This is a genomic window from uncultured Maribacter sp., from assembly GCF_963974015.1.
Taxonomy (GTDB): domain Bacteria; phylum Bacteroidota; class Bacteroidia; order Flavobacteriales; family Flavobacteriaceae; genus Maribacter.
The window spans coordinates 802042-821065 of sequence record NZ_CAXBBZ010000001.1 but is presented as its reverse complement, the minus strand read 5'-3'; the positions used below and the strand labels follow the sequence as shown (position 1 = coordinate 821065).

General features: G+C 35.5%; 13 protein-coding genes. 12 read left to right on the top strand and 1 reads right to left on the bottom strand.

The window, feature by feature from the left end:
- Window positions 1–36: 36 nt before the first annotated feature.
- The 9 genes from AACZ41_RS03540 (at window position 37) to AACZ41_RS03500 (ending at window position 14271) form a co-directional block, all read left to right on the top strand.
- Entirely contained in the window at window positions 37–3426 is a 3390-nt protein-coding gene (locus AACZ41_RS03540; RefSeq protein ID WP_339626579.1) for a VCBS repeat-containing protein, read from the top strand.
- Window positions 3427–3439: 13 nt separating this feature from the next.
- Entirely contained in the window at window positions 3440–4801 is a 1362-nt protein-coding gene (locus AACZ41_RS03535; RefSeq protein WP_339626577.1) for a phosphatase PAP2 family protein, read from the top strand.
- The gene (locus tag AACZ41_RS03530; RefSeq protein ID WP_339626575.1) at window positions 4791–6494 is read left to right on the top strand and encodes a CRTAC1 family protein; all 1704 of its coding nucleotides are present in this window, start codon (window positions 4791–4793) and stop codon (window positions 6492–6494) included. The genes AACZ41_RS03535 and AACZ41_RS03530 overlap by 11 nt, the downstream gene beginning before the upstream one ends.
- 100 nt (window positions 6495–6594) lie before the next feature.
- Window positions 6595–7149 carry an RNA polymerase sigma factor gene (locus AACZ41_RS03525; RefSeq protein ID WP_339626573.1) on the top strand — a complete coding sequence of 185 codons (555 nt, stop codon included), beginning with the start codon at window positions 6595–6597 and terminating at the stop codon, window positions 7147–7149.
- Window positions 7139–7546, top strand: a complete 408-nt coding sequence (locus AACZ41_RS03520) for a hypothetical protein (protein ID WP_339626571.1) — start codon at window positions 7139–7141, stop codon at window positions 7544–7546. The genes AACZ41_RS03525 and AACZ41_RS03520 overlap by 11 nt, the downstream gene beginning before the upstream one ends.
- Before the next feature lie 86 nt (window positions 7547–7632).
- Entirely contained in the window at window positions 7633–8238 is a 606-nt protein-coding gene (locus AACZ41_RS03515; protein WP_339626569.1) for a TetR/AcrR family transcriptional regulator, read from the top strand.
- Window positions 8238–9578 (top strand): TolC family protein, encoded by a 1341-nt coding sequence (locus tag AACZ41_RS03510; RefSeq protein WP_339626567.1) that lies wholly within the window; start codon window positions 8238–8240, stop codon window positions 9576–9578. Before AACZ41_RS03515 ends, AACZ41_RS03510 begins: the two co-directional genes overlap by 1 nt.
- Before the next feature lie 25 nt (window positions 9579–9603).
- Window positions 9604–10770 (top strand): efflux RND transporter periplasmic adaptor subunit, encoded by a 1167-nt coding sequence (locus AACZ41_RS03505; protein ID WP_339626565.1) that lies wholly within the window; start codon window positions 9604–9606, stop codon window positions 10768–10770.
- Between the two features lie 6 nt (window positions 10771–10776).
- Complete coding sequence (locus AACZ41_RS03500; protein ID WP_339626563.1) at window positions 10777–14271, top strand: efflux RND transporter permease subunit; 3495 nt, start codon at window positions 10777–10779, stop codon at window positions 14269–14271.
- 69 nt (window positions 14272–14340) lie between these two features.
- Here the strand turns inward: AACZ41_RS03500 and AACZ41_RS03495 are convergent, their stop codons facing one another.
- The gene (locus AACZ41_RS03495; RefSeq protein WP_339626561.1) at window positions 14341–14688 is read right to left on the bottom strand and encodes a nicotinic acid mononucleotide adenyltransferase; all 348 of its coding nucleotides are present in this window, start codon (window positions 14686–14688) and stop codon (window positions 14341–14343) included.
- Window positions 14689–14945: 257 nt separating this feature from the next.
- Between AACZ41_RS03495 and aspS the strand changes: the two genes are divergently transcribed.
- From aspS to AACZ41_RS03480, 3 genes are all read left to right on the top strand, one after another.
- The gene (aspS, locus tag AACZ41_RS03490; protein WP_339626559.1) at window positions 14946–16697 is read left to right on the top strand and encodes an aspartate--tRNA ligase; all 1752 of its coding nucleotides are present in this window, start codon (window positions 14946–14948) and stop codon (window positions 16695–16697) included.
- 248 nt (window positions 16698–16945) lie between these two features.
- The gene (locus tag AACZ41_RS03485; RefSeq protein ID WP_339626557.1) at window positions 16946–18730 is read left to right on the top strand and encodes a chloride channel protein; all 1785 of its coding nucleotides are present in this window, start codon (window positions 16946–16948) and stop codon (window positions 18728–18730) included.
- On the top strand, window positions 18730–18996 hold the full coding sequence (locus tag AACZ41_RS03480) for a hypothetical protein (protein ID WP_339626555.1): 267 nt from the start codon (window positions 18730–18732) through the stop codon (window positions 18994–18996). Before AACZ41_RS03485 ends, AACZ41_RS03480 begins: the two co-directional genes overlap by 1 nt.
- The last annotated feature ends 28 nt before the right edge of the window (window positions 18997–19024 follow it).

Here is a 19024-nt window from a genome sequence, read left to right as displayed (position 1 = left end):
ATAAATTTATTGTTGAGTTAGTTTTAAATTGAGTTAATGAAAAAATCTATCCCTTTTTGGGATAGATTTTTTACTTTTAAGCAAATGGCAAAAAATCTAGTTTCCTTACTTTTTATTTTATTTCTACTGCTTCAAAGTTGTACTAATAAGACAAAAAAAAACGATACGACTTCTAAGTTAGAAGCCGATGAAAAAGCATCGCTTTTTACCCTTTTACCTGAAGGAGAAACAAATATTTCATTTCAAAATACACTAAAAGAAGGGTTGAATGCCAATGTGTTAGTTTATGAATACCTCTATAATGGTGGCGGTGTGGCAACCGGGGATTTTAATGGTGACAGTCTACAGGACTTATATTTTACTTCGAATATGGGGGAGAATAAATTTTATATAAATGAAGGCGGCTTTAAATTCAAAGACGTTACTGGCACTTCGAAAGTAAAAGGAAGACCTGGCCCATGGAAAACCGGCATTACCTCCGCCGACGTAAATGGTGACGGAAAATTAGATTTGTATTTATGCTATTCAGGAGCTTTACCTGATGTTAAAAGAAAAAATCAACTCTTTATTAATCAAGGAAACGATGACAAAAATATTCCAATTTTTAAAGAGCAAGCTGAAGAATATGGGTTAGCAAGTGCGGCTTTTAGCAATCAAGGTTATTTCTTTGATTATGACAAAGATGGTGACTTAGATATGCTTTTATTAAACCATAATCCTAAATCATTACCAGTTCTAAATGAAGTAAGCACAAAAGAGTTTTTAAAAAAAGATGACCCCCTACAAGGCACACGCCTTTTTGAGCAAAGAGAAAACAAATTTATTGATGTTACCGAAAAATCGGGTATTAGTGGGTCTGCCCTAACTTACGGTCTAGGTATCGCTATAAGTGACATTAACAATGATGGTTGGCAAGATTTCTATATTTCAAACGATTATACGATTCCTGATTATTTATACATTAATAATAAAAATGGCACTTTTACTGACCAATTAGGTTCGCAAATGGGTCACACCAGTCATTTTTCGATGGGTAACAATGTAGCAGATATAAACAATGATGGCTGGCAAGATATCTTTACGTTGGATATGCTACCTAAAAATAATAAACGTCAAAAGCTATTATTGTCTCCTGACAACTATGAGAAATTCGACTTGAATATTAGAAGTGGTTTTCATCATCAGTATATGCGGAACATGATGCAATTAAATAACGGTGACGACAGTTTCAGTGAAATAGGTCAGCTTTCTGGTATTTCAAATACAGATTGGAGTTGGGCTCCCCTATTCGCAGATTTTGACAGTGATGGTTTAAAAGATTTATTTATCACCAATGGATATTATAGGGACTACACCAATCTAGACTTCATTAATTACATGGAAGATTTTGTGCAATCGAAAGGAAGGCTGCAACGTCAAGATGTTTTGGAGCTAATTAAAAAAATGCCTGCATCAGACTTGACAAATTTCTATTATACCAATACTGATGGCATCAATTTCAAAGACAACACTAAATTTGCTGGCATAGACCAACCGGCAAATAGTAACGGTGCTATTTACACCGATTTAGATAATGATGGCGATTTAGATTTAGTAGTCAACAACATCAACAAACCAGCTTTTATTTACCGAAATGATAGTTCTAAAAAGAAAAATACATTTTTAAATATTGAACTTAAAGGAGAAAACAAAAATACTAATGGTATTGGAACAAAAATCACTGTATTCTCAAAAGGACACATACAAGTTTTAGAACAGATGCCAACTCAAGGTTATTTATCAACCGTATCCTCAATAATGCATTTTGGTTTTGGCGAGAATGCTAAAATTGATTCATTACTAGTAGAATGGAATTCAGGTAAAAAAGAAACGCTAAAAGACATTTCAGCAAACAAATTATTGGTTTTAGAAGAAAGTAATGCTACAACATTAAAATCAGAGGCGGTCAACACTGACCAACTGTTTACGAAAACAGAATCTCTAATTAACTTTAAACATAAATCATCTATCAATAATGATTTTAAAAGGCAATCGCTTTTATTAAAGCAGCTATCACATGATGGTCCGGCAATGGCAAAGGCAGACCTAAACAATGATGGTCTTGAAGATGTTATAATTGGTGGTGGTGTAGGGCAAGCACCAAGTTTATTTTTCCAAACAAAATCGAAGAAATTCATTCAAAAAGATGTTCCCGGTTTTGAAGTGGACAAAAATAGTTTTGACGCTGATATTGCCGTATTAGATGCAAATTCAGACGGTAATTTAGACATCTATATTGCTAGTGGTGGTTATCACGATTTTTCTGAAAATGACCCCAAACTTCAGGACCGACTTTATTTCGGCAATGGAAAAGGCGATTTCATAAAAACTAAATCGGCTTTACCCATCATGCACGTAAGTGCAGGTACGGTTTCCGTATCGGACATCAATAACGACTCATTCTTAGATATTTTTATAGGCGGCTATGTCGTACCAGGTAGATATCCAGAAATACCAAGAAGCTTTATTCTAATTAACGATGGTAAGGGCAACTTTACAGATCAAACAAAAGACATTCAACCAGCTTTAGAATACCCTGGTATGATTACAGACGCCGCTTGGGCGGATATGGATGGTGACAAAATCGAGGACCTTGTAGTATTAGGAGAGTGGACTCCTATATTAATATATATAAACAAGAATGGAAAACTTTTGAATGAAACCAATAGATTTTTAAAAGAGCCCCTATCTGGACTATGGACCAGCCTTAAACTTACGGATTTAAATAAAGATGGAAAGCCAGATATCATTGCTGGAAACATAGGCACTAATACCCAATTTAAATTAAGCACTAAGACCCCTGCTGAATTATACTATTCAGATTTTGATAATAATGGCTCTATAGACCCCATATTAAATTTTTATGTTGACGGTAAAAGTTACCCATACTTAACAAGAGATGAGCTTTTAGGCCAGTTATCTGGTTTACGACAGCGCTTTACAAGCTATGAAAAATATTCAGACGCGGGTATGTCAGACTTCTTTAATGAAGCCGAATTACAAAATGCCAAAAAACTATCGAGTACGCATCAAGAGACTACCGTATTTCTGAGCACAGTAGGAGATAAGTACGAAATTGCAACATTACCCGTGCAAGCTCAATTTTCACCTATTTCAGAAATACTAACTGCCGACCTTAATAAAGACGGCATTATTGATATTTTATTTTTAGGTAACAATGATTATTATAAATTAAGAATAGGAAAATTTGACGCCAATTACGGCACTGTCCTTTTGGGTGATGGTTTAGGGAATTTTAACTATGTTACTCAAAGTAATTCAGGTCTCTCTATAAAAGGAAGTAACACCCACGCATTACTAATAAATGATGAATTGATATTCACCAGTTATGGGTTGTCTACCGAGACTTACAAACTCTTAAAATAGCTTTATTTATACAATGACTATTTCAAAAAAGAAAATAATAAATAGATTATCTCTAGTTCTTCTGTTCATAATGTCAATGGCATGTTCTACTATAGAACCAGCTAAACTGAGCGATAAAGATGTAGCAATGGAATGGGCAAATATGACTTTGTTCGTTACACGATACACACCTTCTAACTCCCCCACCTTTGCCTCAAGAGCTTTTGGTTATATTGGATTAACGATGTATGAATCAATTGTTCCTGGTTTTGAAGAATATAACTCTATGAATGGGCAACTAAAGGGTCTTGGATCGCTTCCTAAAATTGACCCTGCAAAAGAATATAACTGGGCACTTTCCTTAAATGCAGGGCAATCAGAAATATTAAAGAAAATATACGTACAAACATCCGAAGAAAATATTCAAAAAATTGATTCGCTTGAACAACTTGTTTTTAATCAATTTCAACAAGATATTGATACCGAAACAGTTTTGCGTTCTGTCGCATTTGGAAAAACAGTAGCCAATGCAATCTTTGAGTGGTCAAAAACCGATGGTGGTCATAGAGGGTATCTTCATAATTTTGACAAGACCATGGTTCACCCAGATAGACCGGGATCTTGGAAACCACCATTATTCGCACAATCATTTAGCCATCACCCATTACACCCACATTGGGGTGAAAATAGGACATTCGTTAATTTAAATGAAAAAGTTCAAGACCCACAAATGATTCCTTACGATACTGTTCCTGGTTCTCCTTACTACCAACAATTTAAAAATGTTTATACTAAGGATTTAGAATTGACCCAGCTAGAAAAAGAAGCTGCCATTTGGTGGGGCGATGACCCAGATGTGAGTTTTACACCACCAGGGCATTCCTATTACTTTGCAACTTTAGCACTAGATGGTCATGATTCTACAATGATAGAATGTGCACAAGTGTTTGCTCAAATGGGCATGGCCATAGCAGATGCCTTTATCAATTGTTGGAAATGGAAATATCAGTTCTTCACAGAACGACCAAATACTTTTATACCAAAATATATTGATGAAGAATGGGAGTCATTTTGGCCAGACCCACCTTTTCCATCTTTTCCATCAGGGCACGCAATTCAAGCTGCCGCTGCGGCCACTATTTTAGAACACAATTTCGGAAAAGAATTCACATTTACCGACAAGGCTCATGAAGGCAGGGAGCGAGATGAACAGAAAGAGACAGATTTTGTTATCAGATCCTTTGATACCTTCTGGGAAGCTGCCCAAGAAACTGCGGATTCTAGATTTTATGGTGGTATTCACACACAATTAGATAATGAAGTAGGCCTAGAGAAAGGGAAAGAAATAGCGAAAAATGTATATGCCTTAGAATGGAAAAAAGCAGATGAAAATTAATTTGACCTTAAATACGATACTCCTCAACCTCTTCTTTCTTTCTTTAGGATTGAAAAGCGTTGCACAACAAACATTTACCGACATAACAGAACCTTCAGGTATTGATCATGAATACCAAGTATACGAAGGAACATTTGGTGGAGGCGTTACGGTGTTTGATGTGAATAATGATGGTTTTGAAGACCTTTACATTACCGGCGGTATAAAATCGGATAGGCTTTATCTTAATAATGGCAATGGAACTTTTAAAGATATTTTTGAAGGCTCTGGATTAAAGGTGACGAATGAATATGTAACCCAAGGTGTGGTAAGTGCGGACGTTGATAAAAACGGGTATAGAGATTTATTCATTACAACAATTACTACTACAGATGGCAAAAATGTGATTCCTAGAGCAAAAAATCTATTATTCTTAAATCTAGGTGATTCTACTTTTAAAGATGCTACCGATGCATATGGATTAGAAGATTTAAACTCCTTCAGCACAGGCCCTAGTTTCGGTGATTTTAATGCAGATGGTTATCCTGATCTATTTGTCGGTAATTATTTTCAAGAATTTACCGGTAAGCTAGGTATTATTAAAGATGCAACCATAGTGAGCGCAAATCAAACAGCTAAAAGCTATTTATTACAAAATAACCATGGCGAAAAATTTGAAAACGTTTATGAAGATTATGAATTAGGCCATAAGGGTTTTGGTTTTGGTGGTGTATTCACGGATTATGACAATGACCAAGACCAAGATTTACTGGTGAATCAAGATTTCGGATATAAAGCAGTGCCAAATTTTCTTTACAGAAATGAATATCCAAGTGACCATTTCGATGATGTTAGCAAAGAAACAGGCATGGACCTAAAAATTAATGCCATGGGTGCCGCTGTAGGCGATTATAATAATGACGGGTGGATGGATTATTATATCACCAACATAAAGTTCAATATGCTAATGGAGAACCAGGGTAACGGTTTACCTTTTATTGACAAAGCAAAAGAACTGGGTACATATAATTTAGCTATTAGTTGGGGTGCAAATTTTGCGGATTTTGATCACGATGAAGATTTAGATTTATTTGTTTCAAATGGAGATCTAAACCCGAACTGCACACCCATGGGTAATTTCTATTTTGAGAATAACAAAAATACCTTTACTGAAAAAGGAAGAGAATTAGCCATCAATGATTATGGTATTGGTAGGGGTTCTGTGATTTTTGATATGGACAATGATGGGGATATGGATTTATTGGTAGTAAATCAAAAACCCATATTAAATTATCCTATACCGTCTACAACAAAGCTCTTTCGAAATGATTTAGCAAAAGGCAACTGGCTGAAAGTGGCTCTTAAAGGTCTAGAGGCTGAAGCTAATGGAATTGGTTCTAGGGTAACTATTATTGCCAATGGGGAAAAAATGATTCGCGAAATTGATGGTGGTGGATCAAGCCATCTTTCCCAAAATTCGGTGATAGCACATTTTGGCTTGGGTGCTAATGCAGTGGTTGATTCTGTAATTATAGATTGGACAGGAGGTAAGCAACAAATAATAACCCAAGTAGGCGTAAATCAACAATTAATGATAATAGAATCAAATGCTCCAACAAAAGACCAACCCTATTTTTGGTACTTTTTAGGTGCTATTCTAGTACTTCCAATGGCTTATTTTTTATATCGCAAAAGAAGGCTGGCAAAAAAATAAAAGTACTTTATTTCAAAAAAAGCAAAAACTTCCCCCCAAAAATGCAATAGGCTTCAAAATTTCCGTCTTTATAACTGAAGACCAATTGAAAAATCCTTGGATGGCATCCAATCAAGAAAATAACTCTAACCTGAACAGTTTCTTTGAAGAAGAATATAGCTCGCTTAGGAGCTATATTCAATCTAAAATCAAACAAACATCAGAAAGTGATGCCGAAGATATCATTCAAGAAGTTGCCTTACGAATTTTTTCAAGGCCATTAGATGCTTTGCCAATAAACAACATTGGCGGTTTTGTTTACAGTGCTATTAAAAATAAAATTACAGATGTAATGCGTAGCAAAAAAAAACGCATTGATAGCCATGACGAGTTAGAACAACTTTGGACAGAATTTACAAGTAATTTTTATAATGCCGCTTCACCAGAATATCCAGAACAGATAAAGGAAAAACTCAAACTTGCGATCATGAACTTAAAACCTGTTTATAGGGATATCATAATAGCAATTGACTTTGAAAATTACAGCTACAAAGAAATCTCACAAGAAACCGGTATACCACAAGGCACATTAATGTCTAGAAGACACAGAGCATTGTCCATTTTATTAAACGATATAGAAATACAAAACATTAAAAAACATAGTTATGAAATCTAAAATTGAAAAAAACATGGAGAAATCGGTCAGATTTTATGTATACAAAGCATTTAAAATAGTTTTCTTTATTATCCTTGGCTTGAGTATCGCCTTTTTGGTAGGATACATTGTAATGCGTTTATGGAATTGGCTTATGCCAGACATATTTGGATTGCCAGCGATTGATTATTGGAAAGCGGTCGGTATACTACTTCTATCTAAAATTATTTTTGGTTTTGGTGGTGGAAGTAGCCATAGTAAACATAAAAAAAACAAAAAGCGATTTAATGTTAACCCGTGCAGTTCAATGAGAAAGGATTTTTCTCAATGGAAATATTACGATGAATTTTGGGAAAATGAAGGTGAGCAAGCATATAAGAACTATGTGGACCGAAATCATACTATCGACAATTTGTGATAATTATGGGTGAATATTAAATAATTGTAAAACTTTGGAAACTTTTTTAGTTTTTAAAGTTTCCTTAGCTATCTTTGCCTCACATTATGAAAGACAAAATTAGAGATAAGGCAACGGAGCTTTTTTTGGAACAAGGTTTTAAAAGTGTTACTATGGACGATATTGCCAATGAAATGGGCATGTCCAAAAAAACAATCTATACAGAGTATGAGAATAAAACCAAACTCATAGAGGATTGTGTAATGAATAAATTTTGCTCTGTAAGCGATGGAATAGATAATATAGTTGCCTTGGGCAAAAATCCCATTGAAGAATTATATGAAATAAAAAAATATGTTCTGTCCCATCTAAACGGTGAAAAATCGTCCCCACAATTTCAATTATCCAAATACTATCCCCAAATCTTCGATACGGTAAAAGCCTTACATTTTTCTAAAATGCACGGTTGTATCCTATCCAATATAGCAAAAGGAATTGAACAGGAAATCTATAGAGAAAACCTAAATATTGAATTTGTGGCCCGCATATATTTTTCAGGCTTAAATAGCATCAAAGACCAACACCTTTTCCCTTTGCCTATGTTTCCAGTTTCAAAATTAATGGACACGTACCTAGAATACCATCTAAGGGGAATCGTTACGCCAAAAGGGCGTCAAATATTAAATGAAATCATCAATTCAAATCACGAATAATGCGAAATAAACTACTATTATTAGTATCCGTTCTAAGCCTTGGCATTGGCTATTCCCAAGAACAAACCTATAGTTTTACTTTAGAGGAAGCTATACAGTTTGCTTTAGAAAACAACTACTCCGCCATAAATGCTGATAGGGATCTAATTGATGCCCAAAAACAAAAATGGGAAACCATTGCTGATGGTCTACCACAGATAAGCGGTGCATTAAGTTATCAAAACCAGCTAAAACAACCGGTAAGTGTTATACCAGCAGAAATATTTGGTGGCGAACCAGGTACCTTCGCACAAGTTGTCTTTGGACAACCACAATCCGCAACAGCGACCGCTACCTTAAAACAACAAATTTTCGACGGTTCATACATTGTCGGTGTTCAAGCCACTAAAGCATTTTTAAGCTATAGTAATAACAACAAAGAGAAAACGGCATTAGAGGTTAGAAAACAAGTAGTTGAAGCTTACGGAAATGTGCTATTGGCAGAAGAAAGTGTTGAAATTCTGGAAAAAAATAAAAATACTCTTGAGAAAAATGTATATGAAACTTCGAAGCTTTACGAAAACGGACTTGGAGAACAAGAGAATGTAGATCAACTACAAATAACACTTTCTTCTATCGAAAATCAATTACAAAATGCCCTAAGGTTAAAAGAAATAACCCTACAAATGCTAAACTTAAGCATGGGTTTAGATTTAAGTGCACCTACCCAGCTTCAAGAAAATCTTGAAGACTTAACAGTATCGAAAATTGATATTGGGCTACTTAATTATGACTTTAATATTAATGAGAATGTCGATTTTAAATTAGCTGAAAATTTAAACCAACAACGCTACTACGAATGGAAACTAGCCAAAAGCCGTGCATTACCAACCCTAAACGCATTCGTTAACTACGGTAGTTCCGCTTATTCAAATACGTTCGATTTTTTCAGTAGCGACCAACAATGGTTCGATTCATCGATACTAGGATTTGATCTTAGTATTCCGATTTTTAGTTCCCTAAAAAGAAATGCAAGTACACAACGTGCTAAAATAGCTTTAGAAAAGGCCAAGACTCAACTAACAGAGGCAGAACAGCAAATTAGATTACAGTTAGATAATGCAAAAAACAACTACACACTTGCTATAGCCAATTACGAGACTGCAAAACAAAATCTTACACTTTCCGAACGAATCGAGAATAAAAATCAGATAAAATATAAAGAAGGTCTTGCAACAAGTTTTGAACTGAGACAGGCCCAAACACAACTATATACAACCCAGCAAGAATTCCTACAATCCATGGTAGAAGTGATTAATAAAAAAACCGAATTGGAAATCATATTAAATACAAAAGCCTAAATAATCAATCATTAAAAATATAATCATGAAGAAAGTAATAGTTTTATTAATTGTAACCATCAGCCTATTTTCTTGTGGCGGTGGAGACCAGTCGGTAAGTGAAATTATTGAAAAGCGTAACCTAGAAGAAATAAGAGCTAAGAAGACCGAAATCACTCTTCAACAAAATCAAATTGAAGCACAGCTTAAATCATTAGATTCGGCTATAGCAATTTTAGGTAATGAAGAAAAGTTTCCACTTGTTAATACATTAACTGCTAAGAAAGAAGTTTTTAATCACTATCTAGAATTACAAGGTGATGTCAGTACAAAACAAAATGTATTGATTTATCCAGAAATGGCAGGTACTCTTCAAAAAGTATATGTAAAAGAAGGCGATAGAGTATCTAAAGGACAATTATTGGCCACCATAGATGATGGGGGCTTGTCGAGTCAACTAAGTCAATTAAAATCTCAAGCTACACTTGCGAAAACTACGTTCGAACGACAAGAACGTTTATGGAAACAGAATATAGGTTCAGAAATTCAATATTTACAAGCCAAAACCAACTATGAATCATCAGAAAATATGGTATCCCAGGCGCAGAGTCAATTAGCAAAATCTAGCATTAGAGCTCCTTTTTCAGGTATCATTGATAATGTTATAAAAGATCAAGGTACCGTCGTCTTACCAGGTCAAGGTTCAGAAGTGTTTCGTCTTGTAAACCTTTCTGATATGTATATAAAAGTAGAAATACCAGAAACATATTTAGGTAGTGTTGTAAAAGGAAAAGAAGCATTGGTATATTTTCCTGTTTTGGGTGATAGTATTACCACGATGATTAGAGAAACAGGAAATTTTATAAATCCATCGAACAGATCTTTTGAAATTGAAATTCCAGTTCCAAATAAAGAAGGTAAGATTAAGCCTAATCTTACTGCCAAGGTTAATATAAATGATTATACCAGTGAAGACGCCATATTAATACCAACAAGTATTATTTCTGAAAATGCTGAAGGTGAACAATATGTATTCGTAGCAGAAGAACCAAATTCAGAAAATGAAGCAGTGGTACAAAGAATCATCATTACCACAGGTAAAACCCAAGGAGCGAAAATAGAAGTACTATCTGGCCTAGAAGATGGAGATCTTATTATTAAAGAAGGTGCACGAAGTGTAAAAGACGGTCAAAAAGTAAAAATAAAAAAATAGAAATCAATGAGCAAAGTACAAAAAAACGCTGATAAGGAATTTGGTTTATCGTCTTGGGCCATTGATAATCCGTCGGTTATCTATGTGATGATCGGTATTTTTCTATGGTTAGGGTTCAACGCCTATATGGCCATGCCAAGAGAAGATTTTCCAGAAATTGTTGAGACTAAAATTTACATAAGTACACCTTACCCTGGTAACACAGCTGAGGACATTGAAAAACTGATTACCGACCCATTAGAAGATAGGTTAAAGAACATTAGTAATGTTGTTGAAGTCACTTCTACCTCACAAGAAGATTATGCCATTTTAACGGTAGAATTCGATGAGGAAATTACAGTAGAACAGGCCAAGCAAAAAGTAAAGGATGAGGTAGATAGTGAAAAGGCAAGCGAAGACTGGCCTACCTTTAATGGCGCCAAAGTTGAGCCAAATGTTTTTGACTTAAACTTTTCTGAAGAAGTTCCTATTATGAACATCAACTTTACTGGTGACTATCCTGTAGAAAAGTTAAAAGAATTTGCAGAATACTTACAAGACGAAATTGAAGATCTTCCTGAAATCAAAAAAGCGGATATTCGTGGGGCTCAAGATAAAGAAGTAGAAGTTGCTGTAGATATCTATAAAATGATGGCTGCTAAAATTAGCTTTCAAGATGTTATTAGCGCCATAAGCAACGGTAACATGACAATGTCTGCAGGCAATCTTAAAACTGTTGGGCAAAGACGTACTATTCGTATCATAGGAGAAGTAGAAAGCCCAAATGAACTTAAAAGCTTTGTAGTTAAATCTGAAAACGGTGCGGTTTATCTAAAAGATATTGCCAGTATTAACTTTAAAGCAAAAGACAAAACAACTTATGCCCGTGAATTCGGTGATAATGTAGTAATGCTCGATGTTAAAAAAAGAGCTGGTAGAAATTCTATTTCTGCAGCCGATAAAATAAAGGAAATTGTAAAGAATGAGAAAGCGAATTACTTTCCACCAGACCTTAATATTTCTATTGCAAACGATTCCTCTACCCGTACATTAAATCAAGTAGATGACTTGGTGAACAACATAATTTTCGGAATCATTCTAGTAGTAACGGTTTTAATGTTCTTCTTAGGGTTTAGAAATGCACTCTTTGTTGGATTCGCCATACCTATGTCGATGTTCATGTCTTTTGTAATACTGTCATGGCTTGGCTACACACTGAATACGATGATTCTCTTCGGAATGATTATGGGTCTAGGTATGTTGGTCGATAACGGTATTGTAGTAGTTGAAAACGTATACCGTCTTATGGACGAAGGCATGTCTCGTATCGAAGCGGCTAAAAAAGGTATTGGTGAAATAGCCTATCCTATTATAATTTCTACGGCAACAACCGTAGCTGCATTTGTACCGCTAGGTTTATGGCCTGGAATATTTGGTCAATTTATGATCTATTTCCCTATCACACTTTCAGTAGTACTAGGTTCATCGTTATTTGTTGCAATTTTCATGAACTCGATGCTTGTTTCTAAATTTATGAGCACCGACGAAAAAGAACTTACTCTAAAGCAACTCATAAGAATGAGTGTTATTTTAGGTGTTTTAGGTACGTTAATACTAGTCTTTGGTGGAGTAATGCGCGGTTTAGGTTCTGTTTTAATATTAACCGGAATCATGTTTTGGGCCTACAAGTATGTAATTAAGGGCACTGCTATCAAATTCCAGAAAAAAACAATGTCCCGTTTTGAAAATTGGTATGAACGCCGCTTAAAACATGCACTAAAGGGTCGTAATGTTTACTGGTATTTCAGTATTACATTTTTAATGCTGATAGGTGTATTTATGCTATTCGGTATGTCGGTAGGCAGTGGCCGTACCAAAATCGAATTCTTCCCAGATAATAAGCCGAATGAAATTTATGTCTATGTAGAATATCCTGAAGGTACATCTATTGAGAAAACCAACGAAATCACCCTAGAGGTTGAAAAACAGGTTTATGCCATAATGGATGATGGGAAGTACAAAAAGAATGGTGAAAACTTTATGATGGCATCTGCTGTCTCTGTTGTAGGTGAAGGGGCAGGCAACCCCTTAACTGATGGTGGTTCTTCCGCAGAAATGCCACACAAAGGAAAAGTTACCGTAAACTTTAGTGAATATAAATATCGGGAAGGCCTAAATACAGAAGATATTCGTGGTCGCGTTCAAGCTGCCCTTCAAGGTATTTACCCTGGTGTCGCTATTTCAGTTGAAAAAGATGCGAATGGACCACCGGCAGGTTTTCCAATTAATATTGAACTAGAAGGTAACGATTATGATCAACTCATAAATACTGCAGAAGACATTAAAAATTTCATTAATACCAAAAATATTGCAGGTATTGAAGAGTTGAAAATTGATGTAAACAAAGGCAAGCCATCTATGCAAGTGATTGTAGATCGCGAAAAAGCAGGTGAATTGGGTGTTGCAGTAGGCCAAGTCGGTAATCAGTTAAGACGCTCTATTTTCGGAGAAAAAGCAGGTGTTTACAAAGAAGACGGTGATGATTATGACATTAACATACGATTCAACGAAGATTTACGGTATAATAAAAGTGCCTTATTCAATCAGAATATCATTTTTAGAGATCCTGCTAATGGTCAAATTAAAGAAATTCCGATTTCTGCTGTAGCGACTGAAAAGAATACCTCAGGATTCAGTGCTATTAAACACCGAGACGGTAAGAGAGTAGTTACTATTTATTCCGGATTAAAACCTGGTTTTACAGATGCAGGTGCTATTGTTGCTGAAATTCAAAGAGAAATGCAAAGTTTTAACGGCACTCCGGCAACAGTCAAAATAGATTATACAGGTCAGTTAGAAGAACAGGCAAAACAACAAGCTTTTTTGGTGGGTGCCTTTTTCTCAGGACTAGGTTTAATCATGCTTATTCTAATTTTCCAATTTAGTGGTATTTCAAAACCATTGATTATTATGATTGCCATTTTCTTAAGCTTTATTGGAGTATTTGGCGGTTTAATGATAACAGGTTGGTCTTTCGTAATTATGATGACCATGATGGGTATTATCTCTTTGGCGGGTATCGTAGTGAACAACGGGGTAGTGCTCCTGGATTACACTCAAATTTTGGTCGACCGTAAAAAAGTAAGATTAGGAATGGAAGACAGTGATCTTTTAACCATTGAAGATGCGACCGATTCCATGATTGTAGGTGGTAAAGCTAGACTAAGACCGGTAATTTTGACAGCGATTACAACTGTACTTGGGTTAATACCTTTAGCTATTGGCCTTAACATTGATTTCTTTTCGCTTTTCTCAGAGTTCAACCCTAAGATTTATATCGGTGGCGATAACGTTGTTTTCTGGGGCCCTTTAGCTTGGACGGTAATCTTCGGATTAATAGTAGCCACATTCCTTACCCTTATTATCGTACCGGTACTCTTTAACATTGTGTACCGTATAAAAATAAGATTGAGAGGTATGGGTAATACTAATGAAAAGAAAAAATTAGGCAGCGTTGCATAACCAATAAAATCTCTGAAACAAAAAAGCCCCGTATCATTTGATACGGGGCTTATATATTATTGTTCGTTGTTATTTATTACTAACAACTGGATCCTTTGCACTTGCTTTAGTAACACTAGCAATTCTGTTGTTATCAAAATTAACTTCGCTTTTCACATCACCTTCCCAAAATAACCATTTCCCAGATTTAACACCGTTCTCATAATTACCCATGGCAATTTTATCTCCTTTTTCATTGAACATTTTCCACTCACCTTCTAACCTCTCGTTTAAAAAGTAACCTTGTTGAGACACTTCTCCATTTGCATGAAAATATGTCGCCTTTACCATATCACCTTCTTTCTCAAAGGTTGGTTCTATTTGAGCATAAGCTCCAAAGGACAATGCCATTAAAGCTATCATTAGTATTTTTTTCATGATATTTATTTTTTTGATTAATTTATCGCTTAATAGTAACGTTACAAAGGTACATTTATTTTTAAATTAATCAACATTTAGGTAACTATTAGTTTACGTTAACTTTACATTAAACATATAATCATCTCCTTTTTAGATACTTACGAAAATTTCTGATCTTACTTTATCAATAGTACCCCAAATATAAAACCTGCATCTTAAATAGATCGTTTATGAAATAGACTTCTTAAATTTGCCCTTTCATTAAAGCAAGCATTATGTATAGAAGCCATTCCTGCGGGGAGTTAAGAGAATCACACATTGGCAAAACCGTTACCCTATCTGGTTGGGTAGCCAAGACTAGGGATAAAGGTTTTGTAGTTTGGGTTGATTTGCGAGATCGTTATGGTATTACACAACTTGTTTTAGATGAAGACCGTACTTCTAAAGAATTATTAGAGCAAGCAAGAAATTTGGGTCGTGAATTCGTGATTCAAATTAAAGGAGAGGTAATAGAAAGAGCTTCAAAAAACCCTAATATTTCTACAGGGAACATAGAAGTTTTGGTTTCTGAACTTACTATTCTGAATGAATCTAAAACTCCTCCTTTTACGATAGAAAATGAAACTGACGGTGGTGAAGACCTTCGTATGAAATATAGGTATTTAGATATCCGTAGAAATCCGGTAAAGAATAATCTCATCTTTAGAAGTAAGGTAACTATGGAGGTCCGTAAATTTTTATCAGGCCAAGGTTTTATAGAAGTGGAAACTCCGTACCTCATCAAATCTACACCAGAAGGTGCACGAGATTTCGTAGTACCTAGTCGCATGAACGAAGGTCAGTTTTATGCGCTGCCTCAATCGCCACAAACCTTCAAGCAATTGTTGATGGTTGGCGGTATGGATAAATACTTTCAAATCGTAAAATGTTTTAGAGATGAAGATTTACGTGCCGATAGACAGCCAGAATTCACACAGATAGACTGTGAAATGGCTTTTGTTGAGCAAGAAGACATCCTTAATGTTTTCGAAAATCTAACTAAATATCTTTTAAAGGAAGTTAATGGTGTAGAAATCGATTCTTTTCCAAGAATGACCTATGATGATGCCATGGCAAAATACGGGAACGATAAACCCGATATTCGTTTTGGTATGGAATTCGGAGAACTGAATGCCATCACTCAACATAAAGAATTTGGAGTATTCAATGATGCTGAATTAGTCGTTGGTATTGCTGTACCTGGTGCTGCTGAGTACACTAGAAAAGAATTGGATGCATTGGTAGACTGGGTAAAACGTCCACAAGTTGGTGCTAAAGGCATGGTCTATGCCAAGTGCAATGCTGATGGAAGTTTTAAATCGACCGTTGATAAATTTTATGATCAAGAAGATTTAGCCAAATGGGCAGAAGTAACTGGTGCACAACCAGGTGACCTAATTTGCGTGCTATCAGGTGATGCCAATAAAACAAGAACACAATTAAGCGCTCTTAGAATGGAGTTGGCTACGAGACTTGGACTTAGAAAACCAAATGAATTTGCACCATTATGGGTAGTTGATTTTCCGTTATTGGAACTTGACGAAGAAACAGGGCATTATCATGCTATGCACCACCCATTCACATCACCTAAACCTGGTCAATTAGATTTATTGGATTCTGACCCAGGTGCAGTACGTGCAAATGCATATGACCTTGTATTGAACGGTAATGAAATTGGTGGTGGTTCTATTCGTATCCACGATAGAGAAACACAAGCAACTATGTTCAAGCATTTAGGTTTTACCACTGAAGAAGCAAAAGCGCAATTCGGCTTTTTAATGGATGCTTTTCAATACGGTGCTCCACCTCATGGCGGACTAGCTTTTGGTCTAGATAGGCTTGTTGCCATTTTAGGCGGACAAGAAACCATAAGAGATTTCATCGCCTTCCCTAAAAATAATAGCGGTAGAGATGTCATGATCGATGCGCCTGCACCTATAGATCCCGCACAATTGAAGGAATTAAATTTGAAGTTGGATTTGAAATAAAATACACCATCTAAATAGTAGTTGAAAATCCTGCCTAGTGCAGGATTTTTTATTCACTTCAATTCGAGCAAAGCAATCACAACTATTTAAAATTCCTATGAATAAATAGAAGTGCTTCTATCATTAATTATATTTTCGTAACCGAAAGCACTCATTTATAGTTTTTTAGAAATACTCTTATTCATTTCTTAAAGAATCATAGCAAGTAATTAAATACCTTTGAACACCATTAACGATATGGTTGCAACATGCCCATTCAAAAAAATAAGATTTTAAGACGTATTTATAAGTGGAGGTATAAACATATCTCCCAGAAGACCTTTATCTATATCTTAAGTGTTGCAGTTGGTCTTTTGGCCGGTTTGGCGGCAGTGACGTTGAAAAACATTACTTATTTTATTGAGGCATCCCTAGAAAAAGGTATCATTTTTTCTAGTAATCAGCTTTATTTCATTCTACCTATAGTCGGCCTTACCCTTGTATATCTTTATGTAAAGTACATACATAAAGAAAAATTGAAACATGCCGTTTCGTCCATTCTATTCTCATTATCAAAAAACAAAGGAAATATTGACGTAAAGCAAGTTTACACACAATTGATAATTGCGCCTTTAACGGTAGGTTTCGGTGGGTCCGTTGGTTTATTGGGCCCGGCAGTAGCAACGGGAGCGGCCATTAGTTCTAATCTAGGTCGGTTGTTTCATATCAATTCAAAAACGCGTTCCTTATTAATTGCATGTGCCTCGGCGGGTGCAATTTCGTCCATATTTCAATCACCAATTGCAGCTATAATTTTTGCTGTCGAAGTATTTAGTTTAGATCTCACCATGATATCGATGCTACCGCTCTTACTGGCTTCTATAAGTGGTGTACTTACTTCCTACTTTTTTATGGGCAACGAGGTACTGTTCAATTTTACCATTACCGAATCTTTTGAAGTTAAAGACACGTTGTTTTATGTTCTGCTTGGCATCGGTACCGCTGTTGCCTCCATCTATTTTACAAAAATGTATTTTGGCATTATCAATCTCTTTAAACCATTGAAAAGTCCGAAATACCGGCTTTTAGTCGGCGGACTTGCCATTGGCATTATGTTATATATGATTCCGCCTTTATATGGTGAAGGATTTGTATTCATCAACAACCTTTTAATCGGCGATCATATTCAAGCGTTGGGCAAAACCCCTTTTGATGCTTATATAAGTAACATCTGGGTGGTTATTACATTACTATTTGGCATAACCATATTTAAAGCCGTAGCGATGACTACTACATTAGCGGCTGGCGGTGCTGGTGGTATTTTCATTCCAACAATGGTAATGGGCAGCGCATTAGGTAATGTTGTTGCCAAAATCATCAATAATTCTGGCCTAGGCTTCTCAGTATCTGAAAGTAATTTCACCTTAATAGGCATGGCAGGTCTTATTGCAGGGGTTCAGCATGCACCACTTACAGCCATATTCCTTATTGCCGAAATAACAGGTGGTTATGCTCTTTTTGTACCTTTAATGATAACAGCATCTATATCATATATAATCACAAAAAATACGATTGATTATACCATTTACACGAGAGAACTAGCAGAAAGTGGAGATTTGTTAACACATAACAAAGACCATGCAGTGCTTACCCTTATGGAATTGGATACCGTTATAGAAACCAACTTTAAGATTGTGCACCCAGAAATGACATTAGGCGAAATGTTGCACGATTCGGTTGCAAAATCGACCCGAAATATTTTCCCTGTTGTTGATACAAACCATAAATTTTTAGGTATTATTCTATTGGATGATATTCGAGAATTTATGTTCGATACTAAATTGTACGCTACAACAAAGGTTGACTCTTTCACCCATAAAGCACCAGACCATATTTATTATGGAAAGGACAGTATGCAAACAGTGATGCAAAAATTTCAGGATAGCGGTGCATGGAATCTTCCGGTGATTAAAGATGGAAAATATATGGGATTCGTATCGAAATCTAAGTTATTAACGGCATACAGAAGAGAACTAATAAAATTTACCAAGTAATGAAATATGTAATCACGGCAATTACGCTAATTTCTATCGGGTTGATTATCTACGGATTGAATCTTGATGGTGAACAAGAAGCAATGGCAAACAAATTTATAGGTTCTGGGACTTTAGGATTGTTTTTACTCGCGATGCCACTCTTCTTGATTAAAGAGAGTAAGGGCAAAAAGTTCAATGATTATATGTTAACCGATGAAAACGTTCGAAAAATGCAAGGAAAAAAACCTAGAAACACTGATAATCAAGATACTCCGACAAATTAATAATTCCATTTTATTCCAATCAATCCTA

Bases quoted from the DNA above. Each gene is read 5' to 3' on its own strand.
- AACZ41_RS03500 (WP_339626563.1), top strand. From the start codon at position 10,777: ATGAGCAAAGTACAAAAAAACGCTGATAAGGAATTTGGTTTATCGTCT.
- AACZ41_RS03530 (WP_339626575.1), top strand. From the start codon at position 4,791: ATGAAAATTAATTTGACCTTAAATACGATACTCCTCAACCTCTTCTTT.
- AACZ41_RS03540 (WP_339626579.1), top strand. From the start codon at position 37: ATGAAAAAATCTATCCCTTTTTGGGATAGATTTTTTACTTTTAAGCAA.
- AACZ41_RS03525 (WP_339626573.1), top strand. From the start codon at position 6,595: ATGGCATCCAATCAAGAAAATAACTCTAACCTGAACAGTTTCTTTGAA.
- AACZ41_RS03515 (WP_339626569.1), top strand. From the start codon at position 7,633: ATGAAAGACAAAATTAGAGATAAGGCAACGGAGCTTTTTTTGGAACAA.
- AACZ41_RS03485 (WP_339626557.1), top strand. From the start codon at position 16,946: ATGCCCATTCAAAAAAATAAGATTTTAAGACGTATTTATAAGTGGAGG.
- AACZ41_RS03480 (WP_339626555.1), top strand. From the start codon at position 18,730: ATGAAATATGTAATCACGGCAATTACGCTAATTTCTATCGGGTTGATT.
- AACZ41_RS03505 (WP_339626565.1), top strand. From the start codon at position 9,604: ATGAAGAAAGTAATAGTTTTATTAATTGTAACCATCAGCCTATTTTCT.
- aspS (WP_339626559.1), top strand. From the start codon at position 14,946: ATGTATAGAAGCCATTCCTGCGGGGAGTTAAGAGAATCACACATTGGC.
- AACZ41_RS03520 (WP_339626571.1), top strand. From the start codon at position 7,139: ATGAAATCTAAAATTGAAAAAAACATGGAGAAATCGGTCAGATTTTAT.
- AACZ41_RS03495 (WP_339626561.1), bottom strand. From the start codon at position 14,688: ATGAAAAAAATACTAATGATAGCTTTAATGGCATTGTCCTTTGGAGCT.
- AACZ41_RS03535 (WP_339626577.1), top strand. From the start codon at position 3,440: ATGACTATTTCAAAAAAGAAAATAATAAATAGATTATCTCTAGTTCTT.
- AACZ41_RS03510 (WP_339626567.1), top strand. From the start codon at position 8,238: ATGCGAAATAAACTACTATTATTAGTATCCGTTCTAAGCCTTGGCATT.